Genomic DNA, 20,044 nt, shown 5'->3' with positions numbered 1-20,044 from the left:
TTAATTCATATGGCGGCATTTAACAAATATTTGGAGAATTCGGTATGTCTGATGATAACCGTCAGCCAATCGGACGCAAGGGCAAAAAATCAGGACTTCGTCGTGGGCGGACATCAAAAAAACGCAATCGGCGGGATGACTATGATGATTATGAAGATAATGATTTTGACGACGACGATGAGGATGAAGTCATGACTAAAAAAGGGAAGCCTTCCCGCCCATCCAAGGCCCGCCCACCGGGGAAAACAGGGAACGGGTTTTTGTGGCTGCTGTTAAAAATCTTAATTGTGTTGGCGGTACTCTTTGTTATCTATGGTTTCTATCTGGATAACAAAATTCGCCAGCGTATTGACGGTAAAGTTTGGGATTTACCCGCCGCCGTGTATGGCCGGATGGTTAACCTCGAACCGGGCATGAATTACAGCAAAGATGAAATGATCCGTTTACTGGAGGGAATGCAGTATCGGAAAGTGACCAAAATTACCCGTGCCGGTGAGTTTGTGGTCAGGGGGAACAGCATTGAAATGCTGCGTCGTCCGTTTGATTTTCCTGATGGTCAGGAAGGGCAAATTCAGGCGCGCTTGACTTTTGATAGCAATCATCTTTCCAGCATTGAGAACATGGAGAATCAACGTCAGTTTGGTTTCTTCCGCCTCGATCCGAAATTAATCACAATGATGCAGTCACCGAATGGTGAGCAGCGCCTGTTTGTTCCGCGTTCGGGCTTTCCGGATTTACTGGTGCAGACATTGCTGGAAACGGAAGATCGTTATTTCTATGAACATGGCGGGGTCAGGCCGCTTTCGATTGCCCGTGCCGTATTGGCTAACCTGACGGCGGGGCGTGCGGTTCAGGGGGGCAGTACCCTGACGCAGCAACTGGTGAAAAACCTGTTCCTTTCCAATGAACGGACCTTGAGCCGTAAAGCGAATGAAGCCTACATGGCTCTGTTGATGGATGCGCGTTACAGCAAGGATCGCATCCTTGAACTGTACCTCAACGAAGTCTATTTGGGGCAAAGTGGTGATGAGCAAATCCGTGGCTTCCCGCTGGCGAGCCTGTATTATTTTGGGCGTCCGATTGATGAACTGAGTTTGGATCAGCAGGCGTTGCTGGTGGGGATGGTCAAGGGAGCATCCTTGTATAATCCCTGGCGCAATCCGAAAGTCGCGCTGGAACGGCGCAACGTGGTATTAAAAATTCTCCAGAACCGAAATATTATCGATCAGGAACTGTATGACTTGTTGAGCGCCCGTCCACTTGGCGTTAAACCCAAAAGCGAGTCAATTACACCTCAACCCGCGTTTATGCAGTTGGTGCGTCAGGAATTGCAGGAAAAGCTGGGCGATAAAATCAATGAACTATCGGGGGTGAAAATCTTTACCACCTTAGATCCGGTTTCACAGGATGCGGCGGAAAAATCAGTGGAAGAGGGCGTGGCTGCCCTGCGGAAAGACCGTAAAGTGACTGATCTGGAAGGCGCAATGGTGGTGGTTGACCGTTTCAGTGGTGAGGTTCGTGCGTTGGTTGGGGGTTCCCAGCCACAATACGCCGGATTTAACCGGGCACTGAATGCCCGCCGTTTGATCGGCTCCCTCGCCAAGCCCGCGACTTATCTGACGGCATTGAGCCAGCCGGATAAATATCGCCTGAATACCTGGTTGGCCGATGAGCCTATCTCCATTCCTCAGGCGGGCGGAAAACCGTGGGAGCCGAAGAACTTTAGCCGTAATTTTAGCGGGCGCGTGATGTTAGTGGATGCGCTGGCGCGTTCAATGAACGTTCCGACCGTCAATCTGGGGCTGGATGTGGGGTTGGATCGGATTACCAATACATTGATTTCACTGGGTATCCCGGCAAAAGAGATCCAACAGGTTCCTTCGATGTTATTGGGTGCGATTAACCTGACTCCAATGGAAATGGCGCAGGAATTCCAGACTATTGCCAGTGGCGGTAATCGCGCAAAACTTTCTGCATTACGTTCGATCATTGCCGAAGATGGAACCGTCGTTTACCAGAGCTACCCGCAGGCAGAGCGCGTCGTGCCTCCACAGGCCGCTTATCTGACCCTCTATGGTATGCAACAGGTCGTCGCGCGAGGCACAGGCCGTTCATTGGTTGGCAAATATGGCAAATACAATTTGGCCGGGAAAACCGGAACCACCAATGATCTGCGTGACAGTTGGTTTACGGGGATTGACGGCAAGGAAGTCACCATCGTCTGGACAGGGCGTGATAACAATGGTCCCACTAATTTAACTGGTGCGACGGGAGCATTAACGATTTACCGCCGTTATCTGGAAAACGAAACGCCACTGGCGCTGAATAACCGTCAGCCGGAAGGCATTGTGGAGATGTCAGTCAATGAAGATGGCAGCTTCAACTGTGCGGGTAACGGCGTCAGGGTGTTACCGACCTGGACTGATAATCCGGAGGGTTTATGCCAGCAGTCGCCGCCACAGCCGATAGAGGAGGGCGAAGAAGAAGCCCCGGGCTGGTTGCGAGAGATGTTTGGTCAGTAATCATTGGATCCGTCAGAAAATGCGGCTCCCCATCCAAACGGGGTGGGGAGTTTAAGGCATGGCGGGGTATCAACGATGAAATAATCGTAGATCAAATGCCTGAAAAGCATCATCTTGAGGAGAATATCCCAACATTTTTCTGGTTTGGGTGAGATCGAGACGTTTAAACCGATTATTGGAAATACCGTGGGCGATAAAGAACGTGATATTTTCAGCTTCAATGGCGCAAGTGATCAACTGAACTGCATCCTCCGGACTGAGCCAGGCACTCAGATCACGGGCATTCTTCAATGCGTGACTATCCCTAAATTCAAAAGCGCCGATTCGCAGTGCGACGGAAGACAAGCCTTTCTGAGTCGCGAAATAAGCGCAAAGCGCTTCGCCATAACATTTTGTCACACCGTGTAAATTAGCGGGGGAGACGGCTATTCCATCAGATATTTGTTTATCGACGGGGTATCCCTCAATCGTTTGTGCGCTGCTGGCAAAAACAAAACGACGGCATTTAGACTGAGCGGCGGCTTGAAGAAGGTAAGTCGTGGTTAAGATATTGGCTGGTAATAAATGTTCAAATTCAGCCTCAGCATGGGGAATTCCGGCAAGATGGACAATATTCTCGATATCTATCATTAATGGTTCGGCGACAGAGGGATCGGATAAATCAGCGAGAATAAAACGATGCGGAGTTGGAATGGGATAATCAGGTTGTTTTTGGTCTACGAGGGTAAAAATATAACGTTCCTGCATGGACAGAAAAAAAGTTCGTCCGATACGCCCACTGGCACCGGTTAACAAAATAGTCCGCTTCGACATTATCTTCTCTCCCAATCTCATCAATGGGTTTAGGTTAAACGTAATATATCGATATGAGCTCAGGAATAATAACTTAAACCTGTTTTTTTATCCTTATTCCGGCTTTGGTTTGAGTCTTCACTCAGGTGCCACAGGATCGTCGATGGTAGATTATGGTGTCATTTTGGCACCTATATTGACTTTTGTTAAAAAATGATGATAAATTAGACAGCGAAGGGAAATTCGCATTTCAACAAAAAATAGGCTCCGCTAGCTCTCAATAATGTCATTGAGCGGCGGGTAGTTATAGTGAATTAATCGCCGCAGAATGCGGAGGAGTTAGGTGTATGGCCACATTAGTTAATGAACGGATCACGACTAGAGTGAGTTCAGAAACCAAAGAACTGCTCGAAAAAGCACTTTCATTATCGGGATATGCCAGTTTGAATAGTTTTATTGCAAATGCTGCTATTACAGAAGCAAAACGATTGATTGAGCAAGACATGCGTATTCGATTGTGTCAGGAAGATGCATTGGCGTTTGTTCATGCATTGGAAAATGAAGAACCAATCAATAATGAGCGTTTCCTGCGTGCTGCTCGTAGACATAAGGAAACAATAAGTGCAGATAGAAAATCTAAATAAAAATAAGCACGATAGAAATAATTTTGATTGTGGTGAACCCGAGTTAAACAACTATCTGAAAACAGTATCGGGACAGCACGATAAAAAAGATCTGTCACGGACATTCGTTCTCACCAGTAGCCAAAATGAATGTCAAATAAAGGGTTATTATTCTCTGGCGCTATGCACGGTAGAACTCAACGAACTACCAGAAAAAATAGCAAAAAAGTACCCTGTGGCACTACATTGTGCACTGATTGGTCGTCTGGCTATAAGTAAATCACTGCAACGCCAAGGACTTGGGGAAATTTTGCTGATAGATGCAATCCGAAGAGCCACCGAGTCATCAAGATCTATACCCACCCCGATGATCATCGTCAATGCTAAGAACGATATAGCAAAAAAATTATACACGAATATGGGATTTCAGGAATTTCCCCGGGAAAAGAGTAAATTATTCATGACCATGGCGAGTGCAATAGAAATGTTGAAAATTGCAGATGGAATGTAATAGATCGGTGTTACTCACCCCCGGTCACATAGCACATCGTTATCTATGTGACCGGGGATTCACACTCTTATTTTAACTTAGCAAAACAACGTGCTGCCGCGTCAATGGTGCGCTGGATATCTTCATCTGAATGGGCAATGGACATAAAACCCGCTTCAAACGCAGAAGGTGCCAGATAAACGCCTTCATCCAGCATCAGGTGGAAGAACTGCTTGAAGCGTTCTATATCACACTTCATCACATCCTGATAGCAGGTGACCTTTTCCGCCTCGGTAAAGAAAATACCAAACATGCCGCCGACGTGATTGACAACCAGAGGAATACCCGCTGCTGATGCGGCATTTTTCAGGCCAACCGCCAGTTTGTCGGTCAATTCGCTCAGACGTTGATGAACACCCGCTTGGGCAACTTCGTTCAGACAAGCCAGACCCGCAGCCATCGCGATGGGGTTGCCTGAAAGGGTGCCCGCCTGATAAACCGGGCCAGTGGGGGCCAGTTTTTCCATGATTTCCCGACGGCCACCAAACGCGCCGACAGGCATACCGCCACCGATGATTTTGCCAAGGGAGGTCAAATCCGGCTTAACATCGTAATATTCCTGCGCCCCCCCCAGAGCGACACGGAAGCCCGTCATTACTTCATCAATGATCAGCAAGGCACCAAATTCATCACACAGCTTACGCAGACCCGGCAGGAATTCTGGTTGTGGAGGAATGCAATTCATGTTGCCCGCGACCGGTTCAACAATGATACAGGCGATATCTTGCGGGTATTTTTCGAAGGCTTCGCGGACGGAATCCAGATCATTGTAAATGCAAGTCAGGGTGTGTTTGGCAAAGTCAGCAGGAACCCCCGGCGAATTTGGTTGACCCATCGTCAGGGCGCCAGAACCGGCTTTTACCAACAGACAATCCGCGTGGCCGTGATAGCAGCCTTCGAATTTAATGATTTTATCGCGTTGGGTATAACCGCGAGCCAGACGGATGGCGCTCATGGTGGCTTCTGTACCTGAGTTCACCATCCGAACCATATCCATGGAAGGCACCAGTTTTGTGACCCGTTTTGCCATTTCCACTTCGGCAGCCGTTGGCGCTCCGAAACTCAGGCCACACTCAGCCGCTTCAATGACGGCATGACGGATGGCCGGATGGTTATGCCCAAGAACCATGGGTCCCCATGAACCGACATAATCGATATAGGCATTGTCATCGACATCATAAAGATAGGCACCATCAGCACGTTGGATAAAAACAGGCGTACCGCCAACACCGTTAAAAGCACGTACCGGTGAATTGACACCGCCGGGGATCACCTGTTTTGCCTGGGAGTAAAGCGTTTCGGACTGGCTCATGAATAAAAGCTCCTGAAAGATAACGGTATAGATATGGGAATGCCATTCTAAAGCACCCCAATGGGGAAGCCAAATTATCATCATGCAGGGAAGCATTATTTGAATTGTTGCGTTTGTGTGGCAAAACTTGAACGAATCAGTCAGGTATTGGATAATCGCCGTTAACTGATGAGACAAATATAAAATGTGCTCCCCGTAGCATGGGGATAAACCGCATAAAACGACTTTCCGGGCACTTTTACCGGAAACCGACCGGAGTAAAAATATGAGCGATGATGCTGCACTGCCTTTGCAGTTTACTGATGCCGCAGCCAATAAAGTGAAAGTGCTGGTTGCTGATGAAGATAACCCGAACCTGCGTCTGCGGGTCTATATTACAGGGGGTGGTTGTAGCGGTTTCCAGTATGGTTTCACTTTCGATGACCAAATGAATGAAGGTGATCTGACAATTCAGAAACAAGGGGTTGAGCTGGTTATTGACCCAATGAGTCTGCAATATCTGGTAGGGGGTTGTGTGGATTATACGGAAGGGCTGGAAGGTTCCCGTTTTATCGTGACCAACCCGAATGCAAAAACGACCTGCGGTTGTGGTTCTTCTTTTAGTGTTTAATGAATGTATCCAGAATGATGGCAATCGTTAGCCTCCTCTCAGGAGGCTATTTTGCGAGTTCTGCTTGATTGCCGGAATCGTTTAACTGCTTACACAATTGCTCTGTTGCCAAAATAATCCTCGGCCCTGCCCGGCTAAACCAGTCATCATTTAGGCTGATAATTCTGCTATCCAGTTGTGGCCGCCAAAAATCCGCCACCCGCTGTTTTTGCCCTTCCGTGCCGCCCATGACAATCACTTCTGGTTTGCGGGTAAGTACTTGCTCACGATTAACTTGTGGCCACGGAACGGGACTATCGGCAAAAATATTTCTCCCGCCGCATACGGAGACAATTTCGCTTTGGAGGGTGTCACGGGAGGCGGTAAAAATCGGGTTCATGCCAAACTGTAAGAATACGGGTTTGGGATGTGGATTGGCATAATTCTGTTTTAATTGGTTGAACTTCCGGCGAATATCCGCCGCTGCTTTTTTGGCTATATCAGGGTGTGGACTGTGGGTCGCCAGTCGTTCCAGCTCTGTCGCAACATCTTCGACTTTTTTCACATCAGAATAAAAAATCGGTATGCCTAAGGCGGCGAGTTGTTCCAGAGGGCGTTGGGGATTACCGCTACGCCATGCCAGAATCAGGTCAGGTTTCAGGGCGAGGATGCGTTCCACATTGATGCCCTGCCAGTCAGCGACGTGCTCCCGCTTTTTGGCGGCCTCAGGATAATCAGAGTAAGCGCTCACTGCGACAAGTTGGTCACCGAGTCCGGCAGCATAGGCGAGTTCGGTGGTTGATGGGGAAAGACTAATCACACGGGAGGCGGCCGCATAAAGTGGAGCACTGAAAACACCTAAAAAACTATATAGAAAGCCGGATAGAAAACCAGACAGAAGAAATGAAAATGCCATCCAGCCAGATCGATAAGGGGCAATTTTAGAAAATGCTTTCATTACGGATGCTCCACGTTACAGGATGGATTACGGTTTGCTGAGTTCGGTCAGCATGGCGTTGACCATCTGGGTGGATTCACGTGCCGCGACCACTAAAAATTCGTCAAAGCTGATATGGGACTCTTGATCAGCAACGTCGGAAATGGCGCGAACAACCACAAACGGTAGGTGGTATTGATGGCAAACATGACCAATCGCCGCCGCTTCCATCTCAACCGCCGCCACGTTCGGGAAGGTGGCGCGAATGCGTGCCAGTGGCTCTGAGCCATTGATAAACGCATCACCACTGCAAACCAGACCGCGCACGGCATTCAGATCGAGGGATTGAATACATTTTTCAGCCAGGATGATTAATTGCTCATCAGCAACAAAAGCCGGCGGACATTGCGCCATTTGACCGGGTTCATAGCCAAAGGCAGTGACATCGGCATCGTGATAACGGACTTCTTCGGAAACGACGATATCCCCTACGTTTAATTTGGCATCAAGGCCACCCGCAGAACCGGTGTTAATCACGATATCCGGCTGGCAATGTTCAATCAATAAGGTGGTGCCAAGGGCAGCAGCAACTTTACCAATACCGGATTTCAGCAAGGCGATGTCAACGCCATTCAGCTTACCGGTATAGATTTCACATCCGCCCCGTGACAATGTTTGCAAGCCTTCGATCTGGTCGCGCAATAACGTCACTTCTTGTTCCATTGCACCTATTACACCTACTTTCATTGTGTCATACTCTCTTAAGTCATTAATGGATTGGAGCCTATATTAACAGGCTGATTTGGTCGGCAAGTGTATCATTGAATCACCATCTACCGGAGATTCCAATTCTAAATAATCGTTTCATTCGGTATGGGAGGATTGATGTCTAAAATTGATTTCAAACAGAAGTTGAATTACCAACGTAAGTTCAGTAAATCTTCCATCGATCCCGATGATGAAGATCACGTCACCCGCCAATTTGAGAGTGATCGGGGGCGCATCATCAACTCAGCCGCGATTCGGCGATTGCAGCAAAAAACGCAGGTATTCCCGCTTGAGCGCAATGCGGCGGTGCGCAGTCGATTGACTCATTCACTGGAAGTACAGCAAATCGGGCGCTATATCTCAAAAACCATTATCGCGGAGCTGACAAAGCAAGACTTACTCAAAAAATATGGGCTAAGTGACCGCTTACTTGCTTTTGAAAGCCTGGTTGAAATGGCCTGCCTGATGCACGATATTGGAAATCCGCCGTTCGGGCATTTTGGTGAGGCAGCGATTAAGGATTGGTTCTCCCGTCGATTGGACCCTGACTATTTGCCAAACAGGAAGGATCGGCAGGATAACTGTAAAGTTGCGGCACTGCGTTTGAGCGGTGAAGAGAAAAAGGATCTGTTTCGTCAGCAATTGCGTAAAGACTTATGTCAGTTTGAAGGCAATGCCCAGGCTATTCGTCTGGCACATAACCTGCTTCGGCTGAATCTGACTTATGCCCAAATTGGCTGCATCCTGAAATATACCTGTCCGGCTTATCGTCTGGAAGAATCTCCCCCTGAATTCAGTTACCTGATGAAGAAAAAAGGCTATTACTGGTCAGAAGACAACTTTATCCGTGAGTTGAAGAAAGAGCTGCAAATGGGGGATTTCTGCCGGTTTCCGCTGACCTATATTATGGAGGCCGCCGATGATATTTCGTATTGCATTGCGGATCTGGACGATGCCGTTGAAAAGGACATTTTTAATGTCGATCAGTTGGTGGAATACCTGAAAAAAGAGTGGGAAGAAAATGGCGGGCACAGAAAAGGCGATTTGTTTGAATCTACGGTGATACAAGCCTATAAGAAAACGGCCAATAATGAAGCCCGTCGCAATATCCACGAACAATTTTTCATGTATTTGCGCGTGTTTATCACGGGGAAATTGGTTCCTTATACCGCCAAACTGTTTATCGAACATCTGCCGGAAATTTATGCCGGGACATTTAACCACGCCTTGCTGGAAGGCGATGGGGATGAACACCGTTTATTGAAAACCCTGAAAAATGTCACCCGAAAGCGCGTTTTCAATCACCCTGAAGTGGAAGAACTGGAGTTGCAGGGGTATCGAATCATTACCGGATTACTGGATGTTTATAACCCCCTGCTGGTGTTGTCCCGACAGGATTTCATGGAACTGAACCAGAATAATTTCCACAAAAAATACTTTATTGAAACCCGCCTGCTGCACAAACTTTCCACCAAGCATCGTCTGGCTTATGGTGAAGCGGTGGAAGGCATTGTTGCCACTGATGAAGCAGAAAAAGATGTCCTCGAATTTTATTATCGGGCGCGTCTGATTCAGGATTACATCAGTGGCATGACAGATCATTATGCTTACGAAGAATACCGTAAGTTTATGGTCACGAAATAAGGGCGGAGTCGCCCTGAGTCGCGGTTATTCCAACCTGAATCTCTTATCCAGCATTCTGGTTACTTATAGTGCATGACGCTGCACGATGGAATACAAAACAGTTTTTGTTTTGTATTCCATTGTCGGCAGACAAGCCGCATAAGCTGCGTGGTCAGTTTGGCAATCAAAGACTTCTTTCGACCATCGCAATAATGATTGCGTAAAGTTCGGTTTCCGCTTGGGTTGCAGTGATATCGCCGTTAGCTGCCGCATAGGATAAAGTTTCTGCGGCTCCCAGCATTGCCCAGAGGCTGGCGGTTGTGATTTTTCCGCTTTTGGTGTGGGACGCTAATATTACCCGACACTTTTCTACAAAAATTCTTGCATATTCGAGTTTGATTTTTTCGAGCTCAGGTGAGCCTGTTAAGGAAGCAATAATACTGGGTATTTCACGTCCCTGAAGAAGTACACAATTGATGTAAGATGACGCAATAACAGCCGCTTTTTTTTTCAAAGTGGGTTCGCTTTGTTGAATTACCGTGTCCATGATCTTGGTTGGGCGATTGTGTCGGCTTATTCTTCATGTCCGGGGAAAAGGGTGCCTTTGCTTCAGTCCGGTACGCATTTTATGTTCCAACGCGGCATACACCATTAAACAGCAGGTCAAACAACGTCAGGGTGTTTTCGGGGGCTGAGTCCACCCGTTGTTGAGCGTAGCTAATCTCACATCCATACATAATATTTTCAGGCCACACGTAGAATACGTCGTATCTTCTTTTTCCCATTCGGTGTCTCGTCCTGTTTCCTTGACTGCTTTAGTCACCCATGCCATGGGAATATTTTTACTGAAAGCATCCATGGATTCAGGGTAATTCAATTCTGCAGTGGCTTGGAGTTCACGAGAAAATTCAGACGTAAAAATCGGCCTCAGACAATCATCTGAGGCCGATTATGACTTATCTCGGTTTGCTTAAGCGAGTGGTATTATGTTAACCACGGGGTTTATCTGGCTCAGTTTATTGGCCCTGCTACTCAGGCGCTCGCTGGTAAGAAGATTATTTCCGGCGATTTCGTTGCTCAAAGGCCGCTCAAAATACCGAGATCTGGCTATGGCCAATAATCGAAAAATTTCTCCAAAGGGCATGGTCGGAAACCAGTTTCTGGCTGGAAAAAACTCAGGCGTATTTATGCCAACACGCTTTCAAAACACCATAAAGAAAATCATGTAAAAACAAAATATTGAATGCGTATTTTGAAAAATTTAATTCTTAAAATCCTGTATATGAAAGATCTCTATCAAAATAACAGCATCATATCCGATGAGGATTTAATGCGACAGAACCCGGATTTTTACGGAAACGGTACGGCAGCTTCCACTAATTTTTAAATAAATTTTCAACCATAAAATCGATAAATACTCTTAGCTTGGGCGATAAGTATTTTCCTGAAGGCCACAGTACTCTACATGTTGTTACATCATGATTAAAGTCATCTAAGACAGTGATAAGTTTTCCTGTGTTTAGCCGAGTATAAACAGCTAAATCAGGAATACATGCAATACCAAGACCATTTTCTGCACAAGAAATTAGTGGCTCAAGTGTGTTAATCACCATTCTAGTAGGCCATTCCGTCTGTAAAACTTGACTGTATTGACTGGTTGGCCAAATATCCAGTTTTCCTGTACTCTTATAACGATACATTATACAGCTATGTTTAATAAGGTCTTCTGGTTTTTCAGGAGTTCCAGCTTTCAATAAATAATCAGGGGAAGCAACTAGGATCCTTTTGTAAGATCCAAGTACACGAGCCATTAATCGTGAATCAGTTAATTCTCCTATACGTATTACAGCATCAAATCCTTCTTCAATTAAATCAACCAAACCATCAGTGCTATCTATTTCTAATTCAATATCAGGATACTGTTGACTGAATTTTACGAATTGAGGCATAAATAACACCCCAATTGATGGTATACTTACTTTTAATTTTCCATATGGCAATAATTGTGATTCGGAAAGTTCATTTTTCGCTGCCTCTATTTCGTCAAGAATGCGACGACAACGTTTAAGAAAAAGAGTACCTTCCGGTGTTAAAGTCACTATACGGGTGGAACGATGAAAAAGTCTTACCCGTAACTTTTCTTCAAGACGAGCTATTGCTTTGCTGATAGCTGAAGATGATATACCTAATTGGTTACCTACTGTAGTAAAATTGCGTGCCTCACTTATACGAACAAAAATTTCGAGAACGCTAAGGTTATCCACCACTATTCTCCCTATCAATGACATAATTGTCACATTTGTTATTAGTTATAATACGCTGTAATATATAACTTTATACTAAATAATCAGAATTATATATAAGAGATTAAACTAAGTGCCAATTCCAAGATTAGAGTCTTAGAATAATGAAAAAAATAATTTTCGACGGAACAAGCGATAGATAAATTAGTTGAAATTTTCTACGATGTCGATGATTTTTATTGGGCTTTTATTACTCAATAGGAACAATTTTGCAAGGCAACTACATGAATGATTAAATATCATCTATATTATTAACCCGGCGGAAAAATATATTGCCTAGATAGTGTCGTCATGAATGGCTGACTTTAATCATAAGTACCCCCACACACCGCCGCCATGATATCTCTGATCGTGTTTGGCATTTACTTGAGCCACACCTACCAGGAAGTAAGGGAGCCTGGGGACGTGTCGCTTATGATAATCGATTATTTATTAATGCGGTCTTCTGGATTTTACGGACAGGTGTCCCCTGGTGAGATTTACCCCCCGATTATGGCGATTGGAAAAATACACATCGCCGTTTTTGTCGGTGGCGTGACAAAGGCGTATGGGAAGGATTGCTTGAAGAACTCATCTCTGAACCCGATTTCGAATGGCTAATGATTGATGCCAGTCACATTAAGGTTCACCCCCATGCAGCAGGAGCGGAAGGTGGTAATCAGGATATGGGGCGTACAAAAGGGGGCTCAATACCAAGATACACCTGGCCGTGGATGCGCATGGTATACCGGTCAGAGCACTTATTACAAGCGGTACCACAGCAGATTGTTCACAAGCTGAGGTCTTGATTGAAGGAATCGATGCGGAACATTTATTGGCGGATCGGGGTTATGATAGCAATACCCTTGTTGAACAAGCAGAAAAACAAGGCATGAAAGCGCAAATTCCCAGTCGCAAAAATCGCAAAGTGAAACGAGAATATGACCGAGAACGCTATCGGCTCAGGCACTTAGTTGAAAATGCTTTTCTCCATCTTAAACGTTGGCGTGGTATAGCAACCCGTTATGCTAAAACGAGTGCCTCATTTCTTGCTGCCGTTCGGATCCGCTGTCTCGCTCTTTGGTTAAGTATTTTATGACGACACCATCTAGTCGAATCCACCGTAAAATAATTTTCTCAAAGAGGTCGTGGGGTGAGATAAAAGAATTTTATCTATATTGATTATTTCATCTGCCATTTCTTTCAATTCAAGACTACTAAAAAGTGATGAATTAGATACCCAACGAAAAGCCCTTTTAGTTGGTTCTATTTGCATTGTCAAAAAAGGATTTATTTCTTTGTGTGCTTCAAAGTTTATTGGATTATTTTCAATACTTTTATAATTAATAACATCAATCCAAAAAATGAATTTAGGATTTAAAAATTCCGACAATCTCAAGTTAGGATAACGGGATATTATATCTTTAGTGAATGTCTTGTTTTTATTTACTGTGGTATACTCAACTGATATAGAATCATATAAGTCAAATGCAGTGCCATCAAGGTTAACGTGAAACTCAAAGGGAACAACATCAGAAAAAAAGGTAGAATAATCCAGGTTTTTATTTTTAAATAAATTAACCTTCCAGGCAAGATGGAAATGTTGATTATTATTAAATAATGACAAATATATAGCAAATGCACTTAATATATGAAGTAACCGTTTTCACTCAAGAAAAGTTAAAAAATGGACTCGCAAAACTAATTTCGGAAGAAACCAAGATAATTACACTTGAGGATGTGTATGATTTTTCGATATCCCAAAATCACACGACATCAACACCTACAGTAATTAAGCTTAAGTCCGAAAATTTAGCCTATATTGTTTATACTTCTGGCAGCACAGGAAAGCCCAAAGGTGTACTGATTGAGCATCGTAGTGTTGTGAATCAAATTCTCTGGCTGATGAGCTCGGGATATTTGGGGGAAGATAAGACAATAATTCATAAAACACCTATTGGTTTTGATGCTGCGCAATGGGAAATGTTGTCAATTAGCAGTGGCACAAAACTGGTTGTAAGTAACTTTGGGGTTGATAAAAACGTATTCGATTTGATCAATAAAATTGTCTCCAATAAAGTGACATTACTACAATGTGTGCCAACTCTTTTGCAGGCGCTTGTCAATAAGCAGCAATTTTCCGAATGTACCTCTTTGACCCATATTCTATGTGGTGCGGAAAGCTTAACCAAGAAACTTGTACAGCAGTGTCTCGATATATTGACAAATTGTATGCTGGTTAACTTATATGGGCCAGCAGAATGTACATGCAATGCTTCTTTTTATGAAGTTACTCAAGCAAACTTGCACGTTGGTGAAAATGTCGGAGTACCTATTGGCATCCCGGTTGATAATACCAAGTTTTACATCTTAGATGATTCTGGCTTACCTGTTTCTGACGGAAACATTGGGGAAATATGCGTCTCAGGCGTGCAGATCGCTCGCGGATACCTTAATCAGGGGGACTTAACTAGTGAGCATTTTATCGAGTATCCGATTGGAGATAATTTTGAACCTATCAGGGTATATAGAACGGGTGATCTTGCATATTTAGGCAGTGAAGGTGTCTATCATTTTGCTGGAAGGAGTGATACCCAAGTAAAAATCAAAGGAATGAGGGTCGAGCTTGAAGAAATCAAAGTTGTTCTGGAAAGTCTCGATGTGGTAGAAAGCGCAGCAGTTTTGGTTAATGAAGGGCGATACGGGCGTAAGTCTTTGGCGGTTTGCATACAAATTAACCCCAATAAGAATATATTTCAGGAAAAAATCAATAGAGACGAACTAGTTTCATTTTTTAAGCAAAAACTGAGCGAGCTGATTCCAGACTATATGGTTCCAAGTGTTTTCGTTTTTGTTGATTCAATGCCGCATACAGTTAATGGAAAAATTGACATGCGAAAAATAAAAACGCTCATAGATGAACGTAATGTCGAAGAGTTGATCGCCCCCAGGAACTCAACCGAGGAAGCCATTCTTGAAATATGGGAGAGCGCTTTAGGGATTGAAGCAATTTCTGTTACAGATGATTTCTTCAATCTAGGTGGTGATTCGTTGAGTGCTGTTGATATGATCTTATCAATCAATGCGCGTTTCAATACTAAGTTGCCACTTCATATTATTTTTACTGCCCCAAAAATTGAGAAAATTGCAGGGATTATTGACAGAGGACTTACCGAAAAATCCTCTCGATTGGTTTGTTTGCAACCTTCAGGAACGAAGCCTCCGATATTTTGCTGGCCAGGGTTGGGAGGATACCCCATCAACTTAAAAGTGTTGGCCGAAAAAATGACAAGCGAACGGCCATTTTATGGAATTCAGGCATTCGGAATCAATGAAGATGAGATACCTTATAGTTCACTCGAAGAAATGGTTTCTGCCGATATTGCAGAAATACGTAAGATTCAGAAAGAGGGGCCATACTATTTTTTGGGGTATTCATTTGGATGCAATTTAGCTTTTGAAGCAGCATTTCAACTCGAGGAAATGGGAGAGAAAGTTAAGCAAATTGTTTTGCTTGCCCCCGGTATGCTGAAAGGATTACCCACAACGAATCTATCTGACGAATATGATAATAAGGAGTTAATTACGTTACTCTTTACGGTTTTTTCACGTAATGTGGATGATCCTGATTTGCACGAGTGTTTGGAAACATCCTGTGATGAAACCAGTTTTGTTAAGTTCGTTTGCCAGAAATATTCAATCTCCAATCCTGAGCTAGTTAAGCGAATCTCTAAAGTGGTAATCGAGTCGCGGCGAATTTCACGCGAACGCAATCGTGAAACACAAAAATCTATAACTACCCCGACATACATTTTTAGTGCACTTAACGATGAATTTTCTGTTTTTGAGAAGAATATAGATTGTTTCCGGGGAGGACGGGAAATTATAAAACTCAATGTCGCTCATTTTGACTTCTTGATGGAACCTGGCGTTAATAATCTTGTGTCGCTCATTGCTAAGCATGTTCCTTCTCTGTGAAAAATAGGAGTCTTACAATGCGTGATTAAAGAAGTTCCTTTTTGAATTTATATTATACTCGTCGTCATTGAAGGTTCTTGGTTTCTTATTTAGATTCAGTCGCATTAAATCCTCATCGGATATGATGTCGTTATTTTGATAAAGAGCCTTGATGATGTCCCTTATCCGAAATGCGTTCAAACGTCTGCATTTCGCTCAGTGTGTCCGCTGGTATTCTGGCTTACGTTCTGAGCCTGTGTAATCTGGAGGAAATGATGGTTGTCAAACGTCATTGGCGGAGCAAGGCCTCCATTGGGCGTCGGTGGCGAATGGATGAAACCTATATCAAAATCAAAGGACAATACCTGCAAAAGGAAGAATGTCCGATTTCACCAGCAGTGTTTCTTAACTTGTACTTTTTGTTAATGCGACAGAACCGTTAAGGCTTCTTTTTTTCAATAACATATATGACGAATATGTCATATATGTTGTTCATTATAGCCTATTTTTCTTCTTTATGTGAGTGTGCACCATATCAAAGTTATGCTCTGTTGGGGCTGGAGCTACTTGACTTGAGGAATCTAATTGATGAATAAAACGACTGTGTCTGCTCAATACAAGGAAATTGAACGTTTGCCTATAGCAGCACTGCTTGCTTTGGCGATGGCAGCCTTTATCACGCTGCTGACCGAAATCATGCCAGCCGGATTGCTTTCTTCTATTGCAGAAGGCTTAAAGGTATCAGAAAGCCTAGCAGGTCAGTTTATCACTGCTTATGCTATAGGAGCGTTGGTTGCTGCCATTCCCGTGACAGCTCTTACACAAGGTATGCGGCGACGTCCTTTACTATTGATAGCGATCTTCGGTTTTGCTGTTGTTAATTTTATCACTGCGCTTTCCAGTGACTATAATGTTTCACTGGTAGCACGTTTTTTCGCCGGTGTTTTTGGTGGCATCGTCTGGTCACTGTTGGCTGGTTATGCGGTGCGTATGTCCCCCTCTCATCTCAGCGGGAGAGCGATTGCAATATCTGGTACAGGCGCGACCATCGCTTTGGTACTCGGTGTACCGCTCGGTTCGTTACTCGGCCAATTCATCGGTTGGCAAGGCGCTTTTGGACTGATGTCTGTCTTAGCACTGTTGCTCATTGTGTGGGTGATCGCCATCGTTCCAGATTTTCCTGGCCAAGTTAAGGAACAGCGACAGTCTCTTGTTAGCGTATTTATGAAAATAGGTATTCGTGCCGTATTATTTGTTGTCTTTACTTTCGTTATCGCCCATAACATTCTCTATATTTATATCGAACCTTTCCTTGAGTCTTCAGGTTTATCCAAGAATGTGGATATTATTCTGCTCATCTTTGGGCTTGGCTCGATAGTTGGTCTATGGTTTGTCGGTATGATGGTCGATCGACGATTGCAATTCCTTGCCGTAGCGAGTATCGCGATCTTTGCTTTTACTGCCCTGTTGCTCGGTCTTTGGGGTGACATTCCCCAGATAGTCTATCTGTGTATGGCTATCTGGGGTCTTGCTTTCGGTGGATTTGCCACTATTACTCAGACGGCATTGGCTCGTTTCGCGGGTAATTCAGTTGATGTTGCACAATCCATTTATACGACAGGTTGGAATACCGCAGTTGCTGGTGGCGGTATCATAGGTGGTATTTTGCTTGATCGGGCAGGTGTAATATCCTTTGCATGGGTAGTGATTGTTCTCCTCATTATCTCTTTGTTAAGCACGGTCTTCGCTATGAATAATTCATTGCAGCGTAAAATCTAAAATACTATGTGAAGACCCTTAGTGGGTCTCCACAGATCCTATGGCTCTACGATATATGGCTGTATTCCATTACTCTATTGGTAAATTTTATTTATATGCATTGGATTGGTGTTCATATAACTTTTTTATTATTATTTGAAATCAATCAATATGTTGAATGCATGAATATACCTAATAATAAAAGGTGACATTGTTTTTGATGGTTTTTTGAAATGATTATTTGATTATAAATGAAGATTTTTATCTAAAATAAACGGTTATAGCTAAAGATTCTCTCTATGATGAGGCTATAAAATATAGACTTTGTATCGGAGATACTTTATGAATGCTGTTGCAGAAAGATCTAAGGAAGAAATTCAGATAAAAACTGCCACACTGACTGAATGGTTGGATGTAGTCGAGATGGCCCGTCAGGAAAAATGGAATCCGGGATTTGGAGATGAATATCTCTTTTTTAACATTGATAATAAAGGTTTTTTTATCAGTTATTTGCAAGGACAGCCAATTGCTTCTATGGCTGTCGTGAATTTTAATGAAAATTATGCGAGTATCGGATATTATATTGTTAAACCTGAATTTCGCGGTAAAGGTATCGGTCTTGCCCTCTGGAAGTTTGCCATTAAACATGCTGGAGAACGCATCATTGCTTTAGATGCTGTGCCAGAACAGGAAAAAAACTATTCTAAATGGGGATTTAAAACTCATTATCATACACTTAGGATTCAAGGACGAGCATCAAGTAACTCAATTAACAAAGTAAACACACCAAATATTAATATTGTTGACCAAAGCTCCATCCAATCAGTGATAGAGTTTGATACAAGTATTATTGGATATCCTCGCGACAGGTTACTCACTTCTTGGTTTTTTGGTAATAATCGCAAAGGCTTTATCTTCTCAGAGAATCAGAATATAAAGGGGCTGATCGGATTGCGTCAATCTAATGATGGGTATAGGATCGGACCGTTTTACGCAAAGGATAAGGAGCATATAAAGGCTCTTTTTCTGACGGCTATTAGGGAAATACCGGAAGACGCTCTTGTGACACTAGATGTTCCTGAATATGCACAAACAACTATTAATCTCTTAGATTCATTTGGATTCCAGACTCTTTTTCATACCTGCAAGATGTATCGTGGAACACCACGGATAGATTATGAACAAGGAAATAATGCGCAGGCTTCACTTGAATTAGGTTGAAATTTATTGCAACTGTTGACAAACCCTGTTGAAAACAATGGGGTTTTTTCATTATGTGTAATATATCGTTTCGTGACGCCAAAACGGGTTCTGTCGTATTAACAAAGAAAGTATAAGTGGAGATAGGGTATTGATTTTTGCGCAACTAATTTTCCATTAGCCAGTTATGTCGCGTGATGAAAGTCAGTCGTTCAACGTCTTACCCGTCATGCCACACTTCATTCAGGAATAAGCCGTCTTATATAATGCTCCCAATATATCCAGCAGTTCATGGTGGTATGATTGTATTCTGGTAACCATTCCATGCTATTGAAATTACAAAGTATTGATGCCTTCAAAGGTTAGAAAGACCTAACGGGTGGTGGGCGATTGTGTCGGTTTATTCTTCATATCAGGGAATAAAGGAGTGACTTTACTTCAGTCCGGTACGCACCTTATGCTCCAACGCGGCATACACCATTAAACAGCAAGTCATCACCATTGATATGGAAACTAGTGATATCCAAATGAACGGAATCGGATTTTATGCTGAACTTATCAATCACTTGCTCTGCCAGAGCCTAATAAACCTCAGAAACCCCCGGCATCATACAAAGCATCCAGTGTACGGCCAAGGGCATTATCATTCAGGTGTTCAGCTTCGACGCCCGAGCCGATTAAACGGTCAAGCAGTTTGTGCTTGAAAAAAAGAAAACATGCGAAGCGTTCGGCTATGAAATCCTCACCATGGGAGACGGCATGGTTGAAATATTTGGGTATCATGGCATCAATAATACGGGGTAACTCGATTTCATGGCAAAAAGCCGCAATAAGGCCAAGGTGATCAAGGAGTTTGATGACGAGGTCAGGCGTAGGTATGTTGATTTTTCGGTAAATAGAAGTAATAGATCAAAACTTGCGGCCACCGTCAATCTCATCAATGAAACAAGTGCTAAAAACAGGATGAAGAGCACGTCTTTTTAAATGGGAAATTAGGTGCAGAATGACGGGCGTAAAGGATTTTTGTTGACAGATTGAGGTAGGCTCATTGATTACTGTCTTAAATGGAAGAAACCGTCACTGAATGTTTGCTATTTGGAAGAAGAGTGCTTAGTGACGGTTTAAACCGAA

The 20,044-nt window shown here is 43.7% G+C and carries 16 protein-coding genes and 3 pseudogenes; 11 read left to right on the top strand and 8 right to left on the bottom strand.

Annotation, left to right across the window (positions count from 1 at the left end; all coding sequences use genetic code 11):
• The first annotated feature begins 44 nt into the window (after positions 1 to 44).
• Entirely contained in the window at positions 45 to 2,522 is a 2,478-nt protein-coding gene (mrcB, locus tag Xbed_RS00860; RefSeq protein ID WP_086111058.1) for a bifunctional glycosyl transferase/transpeptidase, read from the top strand.
• A 69-nt stretch (positions 2,523 to 2,591) separates the two neighbouring features.
• Here mrcB and Xbed_RS00855 read toward each other — a convergent pair whose 3' ends face one another.
• Positions 2,592 to 3,335: an NAD-dependent epimerase/dehydratase family protein gene (locus tag Xbed_RS00855; protein ID WP_086111057.1), complete on the bottom strand. Its 744-nt coding sequence runs from the start codon at positions 3,333 to 3,335 to the stop codon at positions 2,592 to 2,594.
• 326 nt (positions 3,336 to 3,661) lie between these two features.
• Between Xbed_RS00855 and Xbed_RS00850 the strand changes: the two genes are divergently transcribed.
• Both Xbed_RS00850 and Xbed_RS00845 read left to right on the top strand, forming a co-directional pair.
• Positions 3,662 to 3,958, top strand: a complete 297-nt coding sequence (locus Xbed_RS00850) for a type II toxin-antitoxin system TacA family antitoxin (protein WP_086111056.1) — start codon at positions 3,662 to 3,664, stop codon at positions 3,956 to 3,958.
• Positions 3,936 to 4,448 carry a GNAT family N-acetyltransferase gene (locus tag Xbed_RS00845; protein ID WP_086111055.1) on the top strand — a complete coding sequence of 171 codons (513 nt, stop codon included), beginning with the start codon at positions 3,936 to 3,938 and terminating at the stop codon, positions 4,446 to 4,448. Before Xbed_RS00850 ends, Xbed_RS00845 begins: the two co-directional genes overlap by 23 nt.
• 67 nt (positions 4,449 to 4,515) lie before the next feature.
• Here the strand turns inward: Xbed_RS00845 and hemL are convergent, their stop codons facing one another.
• Positions 4,516 to 5,799, bottom strand: a complete 1,284-nt coding sequence (hemL, locus tag Xbed_RS00840; RefSeq protein ID WP_086111054.1) for a glutamate-1-semialdehyde 2,1-aminomutase — start codon at positions 5,797 to 5,799, stop codon at positions 4,516 to 4,518.
• Between the two features lie 265 nt (positions 5,800 to 6,064).
• Between hemL and erpA the strand changes: the two genes are divergently transcribed.
• A complete protein-coding gene (erpA, locus tag Xbed_RS00835; protein WP_010845125.1) occupies positions 6,065 to 6,409 on the top strand; it encodes an iron-sulfur cluster insertion protein ErpA in 345 nt (114 codons plus the stop codon).
• Positions 6,410 to 6,455: 46 nt separating this feature from the next.
• Here erpA and btuF read toward each other — a convergent pair whose 3' ends face one another.
• Both btuF and mtnN read right to left on the bottom strand, forming a co-directional pair.
• On the bottom strand, positions 6,456 to 7,346 hold the full coding sequence (gene btuF, locus Xbed_RS00830) for a vitamin B12 ABC transporter substrate-binding protein BtuF (RefSeq protein WP_086111053.1): 891 nt from the start codon (positions 7,344 to 7,346) through the stop codon (positions 6,456 to 6,458).
• 27 nt (positions 7,347 to 7,373) lie between these two features.
• Positions 7,374 to 8,072, bottom strand: a complete 699-nt coding sequence (gene mtnN, locus Xbed_RS00825; RefSeq protein ID WP_086111052.1) for a 5'-methylthioadenosine/S-adenosylhomocysteine nucleosidase — start codon at positions 8,070 to 8,072, stop codon at positions 7,374 to 7,376.
• A 138-nt stretch (positions 8,073 to 8,210) separates the two neighbouring features.
• Between mtnN and dgt the strand changes: the two genes are divergently transcribed.
• Entirely contained in the window at positions 8,211 to 9,737 is a 1,527-nt protein-coding gene (gene dgt, locus Xbed_RS00820) for a dGTPase (RefSeq protein WP_086111051.1), read from the top strand.
• Between the two features lie 163 nt (positions 9,738 to 9,900).
• Here the strand turns inward: dgt and Xbed_RS00815 are convergent, their stop codons facing one another.
• The gene (locus tag Xbed_RS00815) at positions 9,901 to 10,263 is read right to left on the bottom strand and encodes a hypothetical protein (RefSeq protein ID WP_208612169.1); all 363 of its coding nucleotides are present in this window, start codon (positions 10,261 to 10,263) and stop codon (positions 9,901 to 9,903) included.
• An 829-nt stretch (positions 10,264 to 11,092) separates the two neighbouring features.
• The gene (locus tag Xbed_RS00805) at positions 11,093 to 11,980 is read right to left on the bottom strand and encodes a LysR family transcriptional regulator (RefSeq protein ID WP_086111122.1); all 888 of its coding nucleotides are present in this window, start codon (positions 11,978 to 11,980) and stop codon (positions 11,093 to 11,095) included.
• Positions 11,981 to 12,330: 350 nt separating this feature from the next.
• On the opposite strand from Xbed_RS00805, the pseudogene Xbed_RS00800 reads away from it, so the two are divergent.
• Positions 12,331 to 13,097 (top strand): annotated as a pseudogene (locus Xbed_RS00800) (IS5 family transposase).
• Between the two features lie 9 nt (positions 13,098 to 13,106).
• Here Xbed_RS00800 and Xbed_RS00795 read toward each other — a convergent pair.
• Positions 13,107 to 13,625, bottom strand: a complete 519-nt coding sequence (locus Xbed_RS00795) for a hypothetical protein (protein WP_086111050.1) — start codon at positions 13,623 to 13,625, stop codon at positions 13,107 to 13,109.
• A gap of 11 nt (positions 13,626 to 13,636) precedes the next feature.
• On the opposite strand from Xbed_RS00795, the gene Xbed_RS00790 reads away from it, so the two are divergent.
• The 4 genes and pseudogenes from Xbed_RS00790 (at position 13,637) to Xbed_RS00775 (ending at position 18,934) form a co-directional block, all read left to right on the top strand.
• Positions 13,637 to 15,976 (top strand): non-ribosomal peptide synthetase family protein, encoded by a 2,340-nt coding sequence (locus Xbed_RS00790; protein ID WP_086111049.1) that lies wholly within the window; start codon positions 13,637 to 13,639, stop codon positions 15,974 to 15,976.
• A 154-nt stretch (positions 15,977 to 16,130) separates the two neighbouring features.
• Positions 16,131 to 16,233, top strand: a pseudogene (locus Xbed_RS20640) (IS6 family transposase); the annotation flags it as partial.
• Positions 16,234 to 16,543: 310 nt separating this feature from the next.
• The gene (locus Xbed_RS00780) at positions 16,544 to 17,734 is read left to right on the top strand and encodes an MFS transporter (protein WP_208612164.1); all 1,191 of its coding nucleotides are present in this window, start codon (positions 16,544 to 16,546) and stop codon (positions 17,732 to 17,734) included.
• Between the two features lie 321 nt (positions 17,735 to 18,055).
• Complete coding sequence (locus Xbed_RS00775) at positions 18,056 to 18,934, top strand: GNAT family N-acetyltransferase (RefSeq protein WP_086111048.1); 879 nt, start codon at positions 18,056 to 18,058, stop codon at positions 18,932 to 18,934.
• A 570-nt stretch (positions 18,935 to 19,504) separates the two neighbouring features.
• Here Xbed_RS00775 and Xbed_RS20085 read toward each other — a convergent pair.
• On the bottom strand, positions 19,505 to 19,723 hold the full coding sequence (locus Xbed_RS20085) for a DUF4277 domain-containing protein (RefSeq protein ID WP_244182381.1): 219 nt from the start codon (positions 19,721 to 19,723) through the stop codon (positions 19,505 to 19,507).
• 204 nt (positions 19,724 to 19,927) lie between these two features.
• Here Xbed_RS20085 and Xbed_RS20635 point away from each other — a divergent pair.
• A pseudogene (locus Xbed_RS20635) lies at positions 19,928 to 20,038 on the top strand (IS982 family transposase); the annotation flags it as partial.
• Positions 20,039 to 20,044 lie beyond the last annotated feature (6 nt).

The organism is Xenorhabdus beddingii (assembly GCF_002127545.1).
Taxonomy (GTDB): domain Bacteria; phylum Pseudomonadota; class Gammaproteobacteria; order Enterobacterales; family Enterobacteriaceae; genus Xenorhabdus; species Xenorhabdus beddingii.
Note: the sequence above shows the minus strand (reverse complement) of the source record. Positions and strands in the feature narration are given on the sequence as shown.